At 58.3% G+C, this 16976-nt stretch carries 8 protein-coding genes; 7 read left to right on the top strand and 1 reads right to left on the bottom strand.

Translation table 11 applies throughout. The features are described from left to right. The first annotated feature begins 143 nt into the window (after positions 1 to 143). The 7 genes from N1078_RS11315 (at position 144) to cysC (ending at position 16048) form a co-directional block, all read left to right on the top strand. On the top strand, positions 144 to 1574 hold the full coding sequence (locus N1078_RS11315) for an IS1182 family transposase (RefSeq protein ID WP_274088274.1): 1431 nt from the start codon (positions 144 to 146) through the stop codon (positions 1572 to 1574). A gap of 424 nt (positions 1575 to 1998) precedes the next feature. Next, positions 1999 to 8103: a beta strand repeat-containing protein gene (locus tag N1078_RS11310; protein WP_274088273.1), complete on the top strand. Its 6105-nt coding sequence runs from the start codon at positions 1999 to 2001 to the stop codon at positions 8101 to 8103. A gap of 62 nt (positions 8104 to 8165) precedes the next feature. Further along, positions 8166 to 10808, top strand: coding sequence for a sulfotransferase (locus tag N1078_RS11305; protein ID WP_274088272.1), 2643 nt, complete (start codon positions 8166 to 8168; stop codon positions 10806 to 10808). Continuing rightward, the gene (locus N1078_RS11300) at positions 10802 to 12091 is read left to right on the top strand and encodes a TolC family protein (RefSeq protein ID WP_274088271.1); all 1290 of its coding nucleotides are present in this window, start codon (positions 10802 to 10804) and stop codon (positions 12089 to 12091) included. The genes N1078_RS11305 and N1078_RS11300 overlap by 7 nt, the downstream gene beginning before the upstream one ends. 4 nt (positions 12092 to 12095) lie before the next feature. Then, on the top strand, positions 12096 to 14264 hold the full coding sequence (locus N1078_RS11295; protein ID WP_274088270.1) for an ATP-binding cassette domain-containing protein: 2169 nt from the start codon (positions 12096 to 12098) through the stop codon (positions 14262 to 14264). Continuing rightward, a complete protein-coding gene (locus N1078_RS11290; RefSeq protein WP_274088269.1) occupies positions 14254 to 15471 on the top strand; it encodes an HlyD family efflux transporter periplasmic adaptor subunit in 1218 nt (405 codons plus the stop codon). Before N1078_RS11295 ends, N1078_RS11290 begins: the two co-directional genes overlap by 11 nt. Beyond that, positions 15461 to 16048 (top strand): adenylyl-sulfate kinase, encoded by a 588-nt coding sequence (gene cysC, locus N1078_RS11285; protein WP_274088268.1) that lies wholly within the window; start codon positions 15461 to 15463, stop codon positions 16046 to 16048. The genes N1078_RS11290 and cysC overlap by 11 nt, the downstream gene beginning before the upstream one ends. Positions 16049 to 16195: 147 nt before the next feature. On the opposite strand, the gene N1078_RS11280 is transcribed toward cysC, so the two are convergent. Further along, positions 16196 to 16816, bottom strand: a complete 621-nt coding sequence (locus tag N1078_RS11280; RefSeq protein ID WP_003245850.1) for a tyrosine-type recombinase/integrase — start codon at positions 16814 to 16816, stop codon at positions 16196 to 16198. Between the last annotated feature and the right edge of the window lie 160 nt (positions 16817 to 16976).

Raw genomic sequence — 16976 nt, 5'->3', positions numbered from 1 at the left:
AACACGGCTCGATTTCTTCGTCGAGTGAAGAGCCCAGCTTTTGCAGAGATATCCGAGCGGCTGCTTTTGGCCCAGACTGTGTAAAAACGCAGGCACCAATCTTGATATGATTTGACCAGACATCATCTCAGCAGGAGATGCCAGTGCAGCGATTCATTCAAGGTGAAAATCGGACTCAAGTTACCTTGCTCCCAGAGAGCCTGGATGACTATGTGACGGACACTAACCCAGTGCGGGTAGTCGATGTATTCGTCGCTGAGCTCGACCTAGGCAAGCTGGGTTTTGAAGGTGTTGTACCGGCAGAAACAGGTAGACCCGCCTACCATCCAGCTGACCTGCTGAAGATTTATATCTACGGTTACCTCAACCGCATTCAATCCAGTCGTCGCCTTGAGCGAGAGGCCCAGCGTAATGTCGAGCTCATGTGGCTGACCGGGCGTTTGATGCCCGACTTCAAAACCATCGCCAACTTTCGCAAAGACAACGGCAAGGCAATCCGCGGCGTCTGCCGGCAGTTCGTGGTGCTGTGTCAGCAGCTTGGCCTGTTTTCGGAAGCGCTGGTGGCCATCGACGGCAGCAAGTTCAAGGCGGTCAACAATCGCGACCGCAACTTCACCAGCGCCAAGCTTCAGCGGCGTATGGAAGAGATTGAATCGAGTATCAATCGTTACCTGAGCGCACTCGATACTGCAGATCGTCAGGAGCCTGTCGTTTCGCAACCGAAGGCTGAACGACTGCACGGCAAGATCGCGGCGCTGAAAATGAAGATGCAAGAGCTCAAGGAAATCGAGGTACGACTCAATGAGACGCCGGATAAACAGATATCGCTGACCGACCCTGATGCCCGCTCGATGAAAACACGCGGTACAGGGATCGTGGGCTACAACGTCCAGACTGCGGTTGAAACGAAGCACCATTTGATCGTCGCACATGAGGTGACAAACGATGGCTCTGACCGAAGCCAGCTCAGCCCAATGGCCAAACAGGCGCGAGAAGCCATGGGCGTCAAAGAGCTTTCTGCGGTAGCGGACAGAGGCTATTTCAAAAGCGAAGAAATCCATGCGTGTCACGAAGCTGGTATTACTGTGTTCGTACCAAAGGTGGTGACCTCCGGTGCCACAGCTGCGGGCCGCTTTGGTCGTGAAGACTTCACCTACGACAGCTCTAAAAACGAGTATCAATGCCCTGCCGGGGATCGTTTGATCTGGCGATTTTCCAGCATCGAGAAAGGCCTAAAGATGGATTGCTACTGGAGTTCGAATTGCCAGAGCTGTTCTCTCAAAAAGCGTTGCACGCCCAGCCCGCAGCGACGGGTTAAGCGTTGGGAGCACGAAGCGATACTGGATACGATGCAGAGTCGCTTGGATCAGGCTCCCGAGATGATGCGTATCCGTAAGCAGACGGTTGAGCATCCCTTTGGAACGCTCAAAGCCTGGATGGGGGCTACTCATTTCCTGACCAAAACCTTGCCTAGGGTCAGCACTGAAATGAGCTTGCATGTGCTCGCTTACAACATGAAACGAGTCATTAAGATATTGGGTAGCGCAGCGTTGATGGAGGCAATAACCGCCTAAGGCTTGATGCCTTTTTAGTGCATCAGAGGCCTATACAGCAGGCTTCTTGTACCGAATCAGCCAGAAAGTGCCTGAGTCGCCGCACTAGACCTAGGAGGCCACTGAGCTGCTCTTTGCCGCATTCAAGCCTCGTCCTGCCAGCCAATAATCCTCCTCGCTGTTTTTACACACTCTGGGCCGCTTTCTGCCTGTCGCTACAGGCCGGAGTCGGCCAATAGCGGTCATCGAGTGACTTCAAGAAAAGTGGCGATTAACTTGCAGGGCTATACGTATAGCTTTCGCCCAATACGAGAGTGCTTACTATCTCTGGACTATTCTCTGTAGCAATTTGTCTGGTAACGTGCTGGCACATTGCCCGTGAGAAATTGGGCGAATATCTGGAATAAAAAATTCATTGCCCGCATGGGCAGATAGGGAGTTCCGCATGACATCTGAAATGGCTGTTAAACAGTCTTTGCAACTAGTGGAGCGCCTTTCTGATGGTTCGATGCGGCACATTCCTCTTGCCGAGATGCGGTCTGTACCTGCCCGCTCGGGTGCGCAGTACGCGTTGATAGATACCTCAACGGGCAAGTCGCCAGAGGGACTGCAGGTCAAGCGAAAAGGCAGTTCGCTGATTGTCGAGTCGGAGGACGATGGAGTTCTGGTTGAAATCACTGAGTTTTATGATGAGCCAGAAACTGCGTTTATACCGCAGGCTGAACTGGATGGATCCACACTAGCCGGCACCTCTGTTACGAGCGAAAGCCCGGTAATTGATACCACAGCCAATGGTGATGAAATCATCTGGCGAGGTAACTCGGACAGCGACCTGTTCACCCCCATGAATCTCGGGCTGGGTGGTCTTGGCCTTGGTGGTCTTGGAGTGGCAGCCGGAGGTGGCGGCGGTGGAGGTGGCGGTGGCGGCGCTGCTGTTAGCGTGCTCAATACGGTTGCAGGGACCATCGTGGGCGGCCCGGTTGTTGCGGGTAATGATCTACGTGTAGAGGTCTATCAGGCTGATGGCGTAACCAAGTTAGGCGAGGCTCAGGTTAACCCCGATGGCACATTCTCCATCGCGGTAGGTAGCTATATTGGCGTGGTCATTGCGCGTGTTGTGAACAATGGCCCAAGTGCTGACTACCTGGATGAGGCCACTCAGGCAGGCAAAGACCTTAATGCCGAACTGTTCGCGATGGAGGTGGTGTCGCAGCCTAACTCCACGGTGATCGTCAATCTAAACGTCCTCAGTACCTTGGCTTATCACAAGGTGCAGGATGAGGCTGGTGGGGGTACCCCGACTGCGTCGATGGTCGATAGCATCAACGCAGCGATAGCTGATGTTTTTGGTTTGCCTAGCTTGCACGGCACCACAGTTGTGCCGACCAACGGTGGTAGTTTTGACAGCCTCGACGGCCTGAGCTCGGGCGAAATTTATGGTGCTGTGCTGGCGGCTTTATCAGGGGCTGATGCCCAGAATGGTGGCGATAGCCAGCAGACCATCAATGATCTGTTGGCAGGATTGGATGTCAGCAACGGCACTGCAACGCTGACGGAAAGTGCTCAGGGTGTTGTTGTGCAAGGCGGGGAGTACACATCCACGCAGACTGGCCAAGACCTGACCGGAGTAGTTGCAGGCGTGGTTGATACTTACGCTCCTGATTTTACTTCCGGCTCCACAGCTACAGCCATCGACGAAAACAGTGGCGCAGGGCAACCTGTGTACACCGCAGCAGCAAGTGATTCAGCAGGCAACGTTACCTACAGCCTTAAAACCGTGGGTGATCATGCGCTGCTGGGCATCAACGCCAGCAGCGGCGCAGTCACCCTGACCGGTAACCCGGACTTTGAGGCCAAAGCCAACTACGCCTTTACCGTGATCGCCACCGATGCTGCCGGCAATGCCAGCGAGCAAGCTGTCACGCTGGGGATCAACAACCTGGATGACACTGCGCCGACCATTACCTCGGTTGCGACGGCCCCGGCCATTACCGAGAACAGCGCTGCCGGGCAGGTTGTATATACCGTCACCAGCACCGATGACGTCGACGTTGTGAGCGGTGCGACCAGCTATAGCTTGAAAGCGGGCGGTGATGCAGCACTGTTTAGCATCAATGCCGCTACCGGCGAGGTCACCCTGACCGACAGCCCAGACTACGAAACCAAATCCAGTTACAGCTTCACCGTGGTGGCCACTGATGCGGCCAATAACGCCAGTGAGAAAGTGGTCACTCTGGCGATCAACGACATTGCCGATGAGATCGCCCCGGCAGTCAGCAGCATTGCCATCAGTGCGGCAAGTGGTGCGCAGAATAACAGCCTGAATGTCGGTGACGTGGTCAGCGTGACTGTGTCCATGGATGAGGCCACCCTGGTCGACACCACCGGCGGAGCGCCGCGTGTGGCCTTGAATATCGGTGGCAGCACGGTGTACGCCGACTACGTGTCGGGCAGCGGCAGCACTGCGCTGGTGTTCCAGTACACAATCCAGGCGGGTCAAACCGACACCAACGGCATCAGCCTCGATGCCAACGCGCTGCAGGCCAATGGCGGCAGCCTGCAGGATGCCGCGGGCAATGCGGCCAATCTGGACCATGTTGCAGTGGCGGATAACGCCAGCTACCTGGTGGACACAACCGTCCCAACCTTCAGCTCAGGTGCAACGGCTGCAGCCATCGATGAAAACAGTGGGATCGGGCAGACCGTTTACAACGCCGCAGCGACCGATGCAGGCAACGTTACCTACAGCCTTAAAACCGTGGGTGATCATGCGCTGCTGGGCATCAACGCCAGCAGCGGCGCAGTCACCCTGACCGGTAACCCGGACTTTGAGGCCAAAGCCAACTACGCCTTTACCGTGATCGCCACCGATGCTGCCGGCAATACCAGCGAGCGAGCTGTCACGCTGGCGGTCAATGACCTGGATGAGCTCGCGCCGACGGTCAGCAGCATTGCCATCAGTGCGGCAAGTGGTGCGCAGAACAACAGCCTGAATGCCGGCGACGTGGTCAGCGTTACTGTGGCGATGGATGAGGCTACGTTGGTCGATACCACCAACGGTACGCCGCGTGTGGCCTTGAATATCGGTGGCAGCACGGCGTACGCCGACTACGTGTCGGGCAGCGGCAGCACTGCGCTGGTGTTCCAATACACAATCCAGGCGGGTCAGACCGACGCCAACGGCATCAGCCTTGATGCCAATGCACTGCAGGCCAACGGCGGAACCCTGCGCGATGCAGCGGGCAATACTGTCGTTCTTGATCATGAGGCTGTAGCGGACAATGCCAGCTATCTGGTCGATACCACTGCGCCGACTGCGCGTGTGGTTACGACGCGATCACCCACGCTGTTCGAGCCTGATGGTGTAACCAACGGCAATGACGATGCGCCTCAGATCACCGCCATAGGTAGCGACGGTGCCTTTGTTGTCACCTGGTTTGGCCGAGATGCGGATGATGACGACAGTATTTTTGTACAGCGCTTCGACGCAGCTGGAAGTGCACAGGGCAGCCCTATCCTGCTTGAACCGGATGGCATAACAAACGGCTTTGATGGCAATCCGCAGGTTACTGCACTGGGTAATCAGGGCGCCTTTGTGGTCGTCTGGTCTGGCGGCGATGGCATTGCAAGCAGCATATTCGTGCAGCGTTTTGACACCACTGGGGCCGCCCAGGGCAACCCCATTCTGCTTCAACCTGCTGGCGTGCCAAGCGGTGGTGATTACGCGGCCCAAGTCACCGCACTGGGCAACAATGGAGCCTTTGCCGTTGTCTGGGCTGGCCAGGACGCTGGTGGGGATTACAGTATTTTTGTGCAACCTTTTGATCTCAATGGCGTGGCGCAAGGCAGTCCCAGGCTTATCGAGGCGCTGGGGGTTACCAACGGCTACGATGATTTGCCGCAAATCGCTGCACTGGGCACTGATGGTGCTTTTGCTGTTACTTGGCATGCTCAAGACACGGACGGTGACGCTAGTGTTTATGTGCAGCGTTTTGACAGCAATGGTGTTGCGCTTAACGGCCCCCTTAAGCTTGAACCTATTGGTAAAACCAATGGTCAGGACAACCCAGCACAAATCACTGCATTGGGCGACCAAGGTGCCTTTGCCGTTGTCTGGCGTGGTGATGATACGGATAACGACTCCAGCATCTTTCTCCAACGCTTTGACGAGAATGGCGTTGCCCAGGGCGGTCCTTTATTGCTTGAGCCGGCAGGTGTCACCAACGGCTATGACGCCGTTCCGCAGATCACGTCAGTTGGTTCTGATGGGGCCTTTGTGGTTACGTGGGCAGGGGTTGACATTAATGGTGGCTTCAGCGTTTTCGTTCAGCGCTTCGACAATGCTGGCTCTGCTCAGGGCAGCCCCTTCATGCTTGAAGCTGACGGCGTGTCCAATAACAACAGCTTTGATCCTCAGGTCACCGCGGTGGGCAATGAAGGCGCCTTCGTTGTAATTTGGGGGGCTCAAGAGACAGGCGGTAACGGTAACATTCGCATCCTGGTACAGCGCTTCGACAGCACTGGAAGTGCCTTGGGTAGCCCTGTCATGCTAAACGCCGATAGCATGATCATCGGCGATGACTACTCTGCCCAGGTCAGTGCAATTGGCAGTGACGGCGCATTTGCGGTTACCTGGCGTGGTTACGATACCGATCGCTCTATCGGTGGCTTTCCCGGTGATTTGCCCGGTGGTGACACCAGCATCTTCGTTCAGCGCTTCGACGCTGACGGCTCGCTTAGCCTGCCCACCACCATCCAGCCAGGCCAAGCTGTTACTGCGCAAAGCACCGAAACGGGTATGGCTTATCTGGCCAATAATTCAATTGTTGTGACCAATGTGGCCAGTATCACGGGTGCGGACAATACGCTGTGGACTTCGGTCGTTGTCAGCGCAGCCAGCAGCAATACCTCGATGGACACCACCGGTCTGGCCGATGGCACCTACTCGCTGTACAGCGTCGATGCGGCCGGCAACCTGTCCGCAGCGGCCGCTACCACAGTCACCATCGACGGCACTCCACCAGCGTTCAGCTCTGGCGACAGCGCCACGGCTATTGACGAAAACAGCGGTGCGGGTCAGATGGTGTATATCTCCACATCAAGCGATACCACAGCGGTGAACTACAGCTTGAAGGCCGGGGCGGATGCTGCACTGTTTAATATCAATGCCGGCAGTGGTGAGGTCACGTTACTCGCTAACCCGGACTTTGAAAGTAAAGCCAGCTACAGCTTTACCGTGGTGGCTACCGATGCAGCGGGCAATGCCACTGAGCAGGCCGTTTCACTGAGCATCAATGATGTGGATGAAACCGGGCCGGCGGTCAGCAGCGTCGCCATCACCAGCGCCACGGGTGTGCAGAACAACACCTTGAATGCGGGTGATGTGGTTAACGTCACCGTGACCATGAACGAGACCACCACCGTAACTGGCACGCCGCGCGTGGCCTTGAATATCGGTGGCACTACTGTCTACGCAGATTACGTTTCGGGCACTGGTACTACGTCGCTGGTATTCCAGTACACCATTTTGGCCAGTCAGACTGATGCCAACGGTATCGCGATAGCAGCCAACGCGCTGGAGGCCAACAGCGGTACGCTGCGCGACGCGACTGGGAACGACGCGGTGTTGACTCACGCCCTGGTGGCCGACAACGCCAGCTACTTGGTCGACACTGCTGCGCCCACGCTGTCGAGCAGCAACCCGGTCGACAATGTCACGGCTGTAGCTGTAGGCAGCAATATCGTGCTGACCTTCAACGAGGCGGTGGTGTCCGGTAGCGGCAATATCATCATCAGTAATGGCGTGGGCGACACCCGCACGATCAGTGTTACCGATGCCACTCAGGTCACCATCAGCGGTAACCAGGTCACCATAAACCCGACGGCTGATTTGAACGGCAGCAGTAGTTACAATATACAGATGGCCAGTGGCGTGCTTACCGACCAGGCGGGTAACGCCTATGCAGGGATCAGTAACGACGCGGCATTGAACTTCGATACACAACCTGCCGGGCCGGTTAATGTGGTGTTCGACTTGATACAGGGTGTGAGCTCTGACCACAGCAGCCGTACCTTTGATGCCAATACCACCTACACCATCTATATTCGCGTTGACAGCAACAGCAGCGCGCTGAGTACTGCCGGTTCTGGGCCGGGTACCTGGCTTCCGTGGCAAGGTGCGAACAATCTGGGGGGCGATGACAAGATCGTGCTGGTCGGAAACGGTACTCTGCCAGAAGGGTATCCTGGCTTTCCGGCAACCGGGCATTACAACTTGGAGATTAATGGTCCTGGCGGCCCTGGCGACCCTGTTCATGACGGTATTTCTTGGTTCGGCACCTCGCCTGTGGCCGAACTGCGGCGCGACGGCGAATTTGTTCGCAAGTACTGGCTCCAGGCAAGCACTGTCGATTTGTGGAGCGGCAGTTGGGCTGTCAATGCAAATCCGAACGCTGAGCACATAAACAATTCAACAGTTTTCGGCGAGGTTTACCTGGCTCAAATGCCACTCGGGATACTCACCACTCAAGGGCTGGCCGAGCCGGTTTAAACCTATACCCCCTACCCCGGCCATCGCAACGATGGCCAGGAGCTGGCCTGGTACCTCTCTGTATGAATTCCCTGCTTCTACTGCGTCGCCTGGTTGAACAACGCCAGTTTGAGTTGTTGCACGAGGCCTGCTCCCCGTCTGCTACGCAACATCCTGCCGAGTACGTGCTGTGGGCGCTGGCCTGTGCGCATCTTGGCGATGCTCAGGCGGCCCAGCAGGCACTGTCTGTGCTGGACGTATCGGCGCTCGATCTGGATGCGCGGGTCGATCTCGCTGCGGTGCAGTTGCTGCTGGGCGATACGAATGCCGCCCAGGCTCTGTTGACCGATGCCCTGATCGACGCCCCCGAGCATGCGCTGTTGCTGGCGCGCCTGGCAGCCTGTCATCTGCAGCGCCAGGAGCCCGAAGCGGCACGCCGTCTGTACGAGCGCAGCCTGGCCTTGCAGCCGCGCATCCTGGTGTTTGAGCACCTGTTGCACCTTTATCTGCAAGACGCAGACCTGGCGTGCGCTGAGCGCACCTTGGCCGAGGCGGAAGTGTTCTGGACCCATGAGCAGGTGCACTGGCCTGAGGCACAGGCGGCCTGGCATGGCCAGCAACTGCGAAGTTTGCGCCTGGACCTGTGGTTGGCCACTGAGGGTTTTGCGGCCGTCGATTCCTGGCTGGACGCGCAGCAGACCGTGCTCGCAGAAGAACCATGGTGCGACTTGTTGGGGGGCTACGCCCTGCGCCTGGCCGAGCGCGGTCGCCATGCCCAGGCCGAGGATGCGCTGCGCCGTGGCCTGCGGCATTACCCGGCGCAGCAAGGCCTGCTCCAAAAACTGGCGCAATTGGCCACTCTGCAAGGGCGTACGTCCCAGGCCATGGCCTTGCTGCGCCGGGCGCTGCGCCTTGCCAGCCAGGGCAAGCTGCCCACCCTGGCGCTGCTCCTGGAACTGGCCGGCATTGCCACCCACAGCCATCCCGTGCTGGCGCGCGAGATGGCGCTGCAGGCCATCGACGAGGCCCAGGCGCTGCAGCCGGGCAAGGACATAGACGCGGCCCAGATCACGCACTGGTTAGCCCAGGCGCAGTCGGCGCTGGCCGGCGTTGACGCGCAGGAGCAGCATTACGCCGAGGCCGAGGCGCGCTATCTGGCGGTATTGAAAGACCATCCACAGTTACTGGCGGCATTGCAGGGCCTGGGCTCGCTGTACATGCAGCTGGGGCGCATCGACGACGCCGTAGCGCTGTTTGAGCAGGTGAAGGCCCTGGATCCGGTGCGTGGCCATGCCGCGTTGATCAATGCGCGGCGCTTTCCGGATGACGACGCCACCCTACAGCGCCTGGAAATGGTGGCCCGGCGCCCCAGTGCGGAGGGCCCGGTGCAACCTGGCTTATTGCTGCAACTGGCCGCTGCCTGGGAGAAGCGCAAGGACTACGCCAAGGCCTTTGCGTTGGCCGACGAGGCCAATGCCGCCAGCCGCACGTTGCTGCACTATGACGCCCGCGCACACCGCCAGCGATGTGCGCGGATTCGCCATGCGTTCAGTCATGATTTGTATAAACACCGACGAGGCACTGGAAACGATTCGACCCTGCCCGTATTCGTGCTGGGCATGCCGCGCTCCGGTACCACGCTGATCGAGCAGATCCTGGCCGGCCATAGCCAGATCCACGGCGCTGGCGAGCTGGGCGTGATGCCCAGTGTGATAGCCGGACTGGAGCGCTGGGAGCGCCACGTAGGCTCGGGCCGGCATTACCCTGATTGTGTGGACGACCTCAGCGCCAAGGTGGTGGCGGGCATTACCGCCAACGTGCTCAAGGAGCTGCAGGAGTACGCCCCCGAGGCGCTGCATGTAGTGGACAAGCTGCCGCATAACTTCGAGAACATCGGCCTGATCAAGCTGCTGTTTCCCAACGCACGAATCATCTCGGTGCGCCGCGACCCGCGTGATATTGCGATCTCCAACTACTTCACCGACTACGCGGCCAAGCACGGCGGCATGGGCTTTGCCTACGATCTGGGCTGGATTGGCGAGCAGCTGGCCGACCATAACCTGCTGATGCAGCACTGGAGCCAGGTGTTCCCTGGGGAGATTCTGGAGGTGCGCTACGAGGATGTATTGGCCGACCCAGAGCGCGAGGCGCGGCGCATGCTCGATTATGTGGGGGTGGCGTGGGAGCCACAGGTGCTCAATTTCAGCGAGCTGCAACGGCCGGTGAAAACCGCCAGCGTGTGGCAAGTGCGCCAGCCGCTGTACACAACCTCCATGGCCAAATGGGCGCGTTATGAGACCTATCTTGCGCTCCTGATACACGGTACCAACGCGCGTATCGAATGGCAGCCGATCACCGATATGGTCGCGCTGCCGGTACCCGGCCTGCTGGAAACCGGCGTGGCGTTTTACCGTGAAGAAAAGCTGGATGACGCCGAATATCACTTCAAGCAGCTGTTGCATCACCTGCCGGAGCATGCGGCCGCCACTTTTATGCTGGGCCTGATTTACCTGCGCAAGGGCCATGTGAGTGAGGGCATCACCTTGATGCTTAAAGCCCACGAGCAGTGCCCGTGGAATGGTCAATGGCGTGACGACTTGGTACGGGCGTATGAATTATCCGGTGAGCCGGAAAAAGCCGCTGCCTTGAAACCTAAAAAACCGAACGGGGTGCACGTGAGCGTGCCGGACCCCGCACAAGAAATGGATGGAGAGTTTGCATGGTGATTTCCTTGCCTCGCCTAGGACGGCGTAGCGCGCTGGCCCTGTGTTTAGGTGTGTTGGCGTTGCCCGTCAATGCACAGCAGGCCGATGGTTTGCAGGCCGCCTTGCAGGCCGCACTGAACCTGCACCCGGCAATTAGCGGCAAGCAGTCGCAGATCAAGGCCCGAGAATACTCGGCCGATGCTGCGCGCGCCCAGCGCTATCCCAGCTTGACGGCCCAGGCTCAGCAGTATTCGGGGGACAACCGAGACGCCACCACCGGTGAAGACCTTTCCAGCCCGGTGACCCTACGTGCGCGTCAGCCGCTGTGGGCCTTTGGCCGGATCGATAACAGCATTGCATTTGCTGATGCCGACACCGATGTCGAGCGTGTTGATCTGCTGCGGGTACAGCGCCAATTGCTGGAGCAAACAGCCGTTGCCTACGCAAACGTGGTGGGCAGCCGCCAGCGTCTACAGGTGGTCGAGGCCAGCCTGGCTGCCCATCAGTCACTGTTTGATCAAATCAGCCGCCGCGAGCAAGGTCAATTGGCGTCGACTGCGGATGTGCGTCTAGCGGCCACGCGCCTGTCGCAATCCAAGGCCCGGGTTGAGCGTTACGCAGGCGAACTGGAAATTGCCGAGAGCGACTTACTGGCCCTGACCCAGGTGCGCTTGCCGGCCCAACTGCCGGTCGCTTCTGGTTTGTTGCAAGTCACTGAGGGCGAAGCGTTGCGCCAGGCTGCCCTGCAAGGCAGTGCTGAGGTGCGCTTTAAGAAGCAGGAGATCGAGCGGGCCAAGGCCGGTGTGGACCAAGCCAAAACCGCCTCTATGCCAACGGTTTATCTGCAAGCCGAGCAGGATTACGACCAGCCGTCTTACCGTGACGACACCCGTGTCAGCCTGGTGCTGGAGGGCACGCTGGAAGGTATGGGCTTTGCGACCAGTGGGCGGACAGGCGCAGCAGTTGCCCAACAGAGCGCGGCCGAAGACGACCTGACGTATGCCGTCAACGAGCTTGAACGCAGCGTGCGTCGATTACAGCGCAGTCGTGAGTTGCAGGCTGAATTGGTTCAGGTGCAGGGCGAGTCGCTGACCGAGCTGGAGGCTGTGTTGGGTTCTTATCAGCGTCAATATGCGGCTGGGACCAAGAGCTGGCTGGATGTGCTGAATATCCAGCGAGAATTCAGTGAACAACAGTTGCAGCTGGTTCAGGCTCAGAGCGATTGGGTGATCTATTCGCTGCAATTGGCGGCGCTGACAGGCGGGCTGGATGCTCTAGTCGCCTTAAATACCGAGGAGCTGTAAGCACATGGATGGTCAAAACGGCGCACAGGAGCAGCCGGGCATTGCGCTTGCGTTGGTTAAGCAATTGTTGGCGTCTTTGCAAGTTCCCTGTGATGGCGCTGCTTTACAGCAGGCATGTATGCAGGTGGGCCATGGGGCTGTTGCGCTCAAACCCGCCGACTGGCTGAGGCAGGTGCTGGTGCAGGCAGGCCTGAAAAACCTTGCGCCGGTGCAGTTGGCCTGGCGCCGTCTGGATCTGCGCCGATTGCCGGCCCTGGTGTGCACGGATGACGGCTGGTTTTTAGCTGTTCGTGAGGCGCCCGATGCTCTGACGTTGATCAACGCCGCAGGCGAGCGGCGTGAAGTCCATGAAGCCGAGCTGCAGGATGCGCTGGTGGTCTGGCTGCGTGCCCCGACAAGCAGGAACGCCGACGCGGGCCGAGCGTTCTCGGGCAACCTGGCGACTCGTTTGGTATGGCGTGAGCTGTTTCGTGAGCGCGGCTGGCTGTGGAAGGTCATGGTTGCCACGGTGCTGGTGAATCTACTGGCGGTTGGCACGTCAATTTTTGCCATGCAGGTTTACGACCGTGTGGTGCCAACACTGGCGTACGCGACCCTCACCACATTGGTCACGGGGATGGCGATGATCATCCTGCTCGACTGGCTGCTGAAAACCACCCGTGCGCGGATTTTGGACAGCCTGTCCTGTGCGGTGGACAAGCGGGTTTCGCAGCAGGTTTTCGAGCATTTGCTGCATGTGCGTCTGGATCAACAGCCGCGCAGCCTAGGCACCTTGGCCGCGCAGGTGGGTGGGTTGGATACCGTGCGGCAGTTCTTCAGCTCGGGCGTTGTATTCGCGTTGGTGGATCTGCCCTTCGCGCTGCTGTTTCTAGCGTTCATCGCCATCATTGGTGGCGCGGTCGGCTGGGTGTATGCGTTATTACTGCCGGTGGCCTTGTTATTGGGCTATGTCACGCAATGGCGTTTGCGCGCATTGCTCAAGCAGCAAATGCTACGCAGCAATGAACGGCAGGGTTTGTTGGTCGACACCATCCGTGGTGCCGAGTCCATTCGCGCCAATAACGCCGGCTGGCGCTTTGCTCAGGAATGGCAAAGCGTCACCGCCAGCATCGATGGCTACAGCATCCAGCAACGCGCGATCAGCAGTTTTTCCAGTGTTAGCACCAGCAGCCTGTCGACCTTGGCCTATGTTGCTGCAGTGGTCGTGGGGGTGTGGCAGATCGAGGCCGGTCTGCTGACGATGGGCGGGCTGATCGCATGCAGCATTCTGGGTGGTCGAGTGATTGCGCCCATTGCGCAAAGTGTTCAGTACCTCGCTCAGTGGCAGCACGTTCGGCAGGCGCTGCAGATGGTGCATCAGGTGTTGTCTCTGGAGCGTGATCGCCGGTCGGACCAGCACCTGCTGTTACCTGATGAGTTGCCCAGTGAGATCGGGCTGGACCGGGTGCGGTTTGCCTATCCGGAGTCTCCCGTTTGCCAGGTCAATATCGAGGGGCTGCGCTTCACATCTGGCGAGCGTGTTTTGCTGGTGGGGCCTGTGGGCTGTGGTAAATCGACTCTGCTGAAAGTCTTGGCAGGTCTCTATCGCCCCAGTGAGGGCCGTGTGCGCTTGGGTGATGCCGATCTGTGGGAGATCGATCCACAACTGGTGGCCAGCCAGGTGGGCTATTTGCCGCAAACCGTGCAACTGTTCAAAGGCAGCTTGCGCAGCAATCTGGCATTGACCGGCGCGAGCAGCGACTCACGTTTGTTGCAAATCACCCGTGAGCTGGGCATCGACGCCATCGCGGCATCCAGCCCTCAGGGCATGGATCTGTCGATCAGCGAAGGCGGCGAAGGATTGTCGGGAGGTCAAAGGCAGCTAGTGGCGCTCGCCCGGGTTCTGATCAACCAGCCCCGTATATGGCTGCTGGATGAGCCTACCGCTGCGCTTGATGGTGAATCCGAACAGCGCGCTTGGGCGGCTCTGCAAGAGGCTGTTCGGCCTGAAGATATTTTGATCGTTGCGACCCATCGCCCGATGGCCGCAACTCGTCTGGCAACGCGGGTGATCGTTATGCAGCAGGGGCAGGTGACTAAAGACGACACACCAGACAAGGTGCTGGCACAGATGCTCGCCCGTCCCGTTGCCTCATCGCGTATGGGTAAAGGAGGGACGCTCGATGTGGTCTGATCGTTTCTCTCAGGACGAAGACGCGCGCACCCAGGCACGCGTCAGCAAACTACAGAATTCTCATCGTGGTCGTCAGGGCTGGTTATTGATGGCTGTACTGATCGCTGTTGCCACCTTCGCCATCTGGGCGTCGCTGTTTCGTATTGATGAGGTGGCGCGTGCTACGGGTGAGGTGATTGCCAGCAGCCGGGTGCAAATTATCCAGTCGGTTGATGGCGGCGTACTGGAGCAACTGCTGGTCAAGGAAGGCGACAGGGTGGCTCCGGGCCAGCTACTCGCTAGGCTGGAGCAAACCCGTCTTGGGGCGTCCGTCGGTGAAGTAGAAGCCCGGTTGTTTGGTTTGCAGGCTAGGGCAACCCGGCTGCGGGCTGAGGTTATTGGTGAGCGACGGCTCACCTTTCAGGCAGATCTTCTTGAGCGTTCCCCGGAAACAGCACGTGTCGAAGAGGCATTATTCAAGCAGCGCCAACTGGGCCTTGAGGAAGAACTGCGCACCATGCGCGTGGCGGTTTCCCTGGCGCAGAAGGAGTTACGACTGGTTGAGCAGCTTTACGCGAACGGTGACGCCAGTGGCTCTGAGCTGTTGCGTGTGCAGCGTGGGCTCAATGAAGCAGAGGCGCGCCTGGTTAACCGGCGTAACAAGTTTCTTGAGGATGCCCGCCTGGAGCTAGCCAAGGCCGAAGATGATATATCCCAGAGCGCTCAAACCCTGACCCTGCGCAAACAGGAACAACAGGACAGCGTGTTTACCGCCATGGTGCCAGGCATCGTCAAGAATATCCGTGTCACCACCGTTGGCGGTGTGCTCAGGGCGGGTGAGGAGTTGATGCAGATCATCCCGGTCGACGATGACTTGATGATTGAGGCCAAGGTGAGCACCGCTGACATTGCTCGCATCGTACCGGGTCTGGAGGCAACTGTTCGTTTCGACACCTTTGACTACACCATTTTTGGTGGAGTTAAAGGCGAGGTTGCGTTTGTCAGTGCCGATAGCCTGAAGGAAGAAACCAGCCGCGGCATGGATATCTATTACCGTGTGCGGATCAAGCCAGCTACCTATCCTGTGACCTCAACCACGGGCCGGGTGTTGGATGTACTGCCAGGCATGACAGCACAGGTCGATATCCGCACCGGCGAGCGTACGGTGATGGATTATTTACTCAAGCCCTTACGCAAAACCTTGAGTGAGTCGTTCGGTGAGCGGTAGTGCTAAACCCGACAACCGCCAGAAAGGGCAGGTCAGTCGTGAGCAACGCGAGTCGCTCAATGCTCAGCGCGGACAGGTGCTGTGGCTGACAGGGCTCTCCGGTTCGGGAAAGTCCACGCTGGCTTACGCCCTGGAAGCACGGCTTTATCAGTTAGGTCGGAGCTGCGTCGTACTCGATGGTGATAATCTGCGAAGCGGGTTGTGCGCCGACCTCGGCTTTACGCCGGCAGCACGCCATGAAAACCTGCGCCGTGCTGCCGAGGTTGCCAAGTTGCTTGCCGAGTCCGGGATGATTTGCATCGCGGCGTTTATTTCCCCTACCTACCTGGATCGTGCCATGGTTCGAGAGGTCGTTGGCCCGAACGACTTTACTGAGGTCTATCTCGACTGCTCGCTGCAGGTGTGTGAAGCGCGAGATGTAAAAGGGCTCTACCAACGCGCCAGGGCAGGGGAAATTGCAGATTTTACGGGTATTACCTCCCCGTATGAGCCGCCGCTGCAACCAACCTTGACCTTGATGACTTCGAGCCTGTCAATTGAGGATTGTGTACAGCAGTTAATTGAATGTCTTGGCTGATGCACTACTGCTGAATATGTTCGTGCGGACTTACAGCTTTGGGGCTGCCTCACTGTGGCAAACCAGCGCCGCTCCGAAATTATCACTAGTGAAGGTCTGCTTTTGGCCGGTTAGCGACGGCCTGACTTCGACCGTCGCTATACATGGTCAAACCTCGGTCTGCTCTGCCATTTCCAAGGCGTCGTCGACCTCAATCCCAAGATATCGAACGGTGCTCTCCAGCTTCGTATGGCCAAGCAGAAGTTGAACGGCCCGCAAGTTCTTTGTCCTGCGATAGATCAGTGATGCCTTTGTACGTCTCATTGTGTGAGTGCCATACATGGCCGGATCAAGGCCAATGGTTTGCACCCAGCCTTTGACGATACGAGCGTATTGACGAGTGGATAGATGGTCTGAGGTGTGCAGCCTGCTCGGGAAAAGGCAGTCCTGGCTACGGAGCTGGGCTTGGTGTATCCAGGCCGCGAGAGCAGACCGTGTTTGCTCAGTAATTTCGAACTGCACTGGTCGCTTCGTTTTCTGCTGCATAACCATTGCTCGTGATGACACATGCTCGCCATGAGCAACGTCGCATACACGGAGCTTGGTTAAGTCGCAGGCTCGAAGCTTGCTGTCGATGGCCAGATCGAACAAAGCCAGATCCCGGGTTCGTTCTGCAAGCTGAAGCCTTACTCGGATGGCCCAGATATCTCTCAGCCGGAGCGGGGTTTTCTGTCCGACCAACTTTCCTTTGTTCCAGGGCCGGCGGGTGCAGGTAGCAGTGATGTTCATGGCAAGTCCTCCACATGTGGGAGGACAAGCATGGCTAGCCAGAGAAGTGGTCGCTAACCGGCCAACACCGGCCATTCAGCGTCTACGGATTCTGGGTCAATTCACTGCGACTTAACCCAGCTCCGCTCACGAGACATTGCCCATGGAGAGCACGTGTCAT

Source organism: Pseudomonas sp. MIL19, from assembly GCF_028680365.1.
In the GTDB taxonomy this organism is placed as follows: Bacteria; Pseudomonadota; Gammaproteobacteria; order Pseudomonadales; family Pseudomonadaceae; genus Aquipseudomonas; species Aquipseudomonas spirodelae.
The sequence above is the reverse complement of the archived record's forward strand: the minus strand, read 5'-3'. Positions and strand labels throughout refer to the sequence as shown.

Excerpts from the sequence above, each read along its gene's own strand:
- N1078_RS11310 (WP_274088273.1), top strand. The coding sequence starts at position 1,999 with ATGACATCTGAAATGGCTGTTAAACAGTCTTTGCAACTAGTGGAGCGC.
- N1078_RS11305 (WP_274088272.1), top strand. The coding sequence starts at position 8,166 with ATGAATTCCCTGCTTCTACTGCGTCGCCTGGTTGAACAACGCCAGTTT.
- N1078_RS11300 (WP_274088271.1), top strand. The coding sequence starts at position 10,802 with ATGGTGATTTCCTTGCCTCGCCTAGGACGGCGTAGCGCGCTGGCCCTG.
- N1078_RS11295 (WP_274088270.1), top strand. The coding sequence starts at position 12,096 with ATGGATGGTCAAAACGGCGCACAGGAGCAGCCGGGCATTGCGCTTGCG.
- N1078_RS11290 (WP_274088269.1), top strand. The coding sequence starts at position 14,254 with ATGTGGTCTGATCGTTTCTCTCAGGACGAAGACGCGCGCACCCAGGCA.
- N1078_RS11280 (WP_003245850.1), bottom strand. The coding sequence starts at position 16,816 with ATGAACATCACTGCTACCTGCACCCGCCGGCCCTGGAACAAAGGAAAG.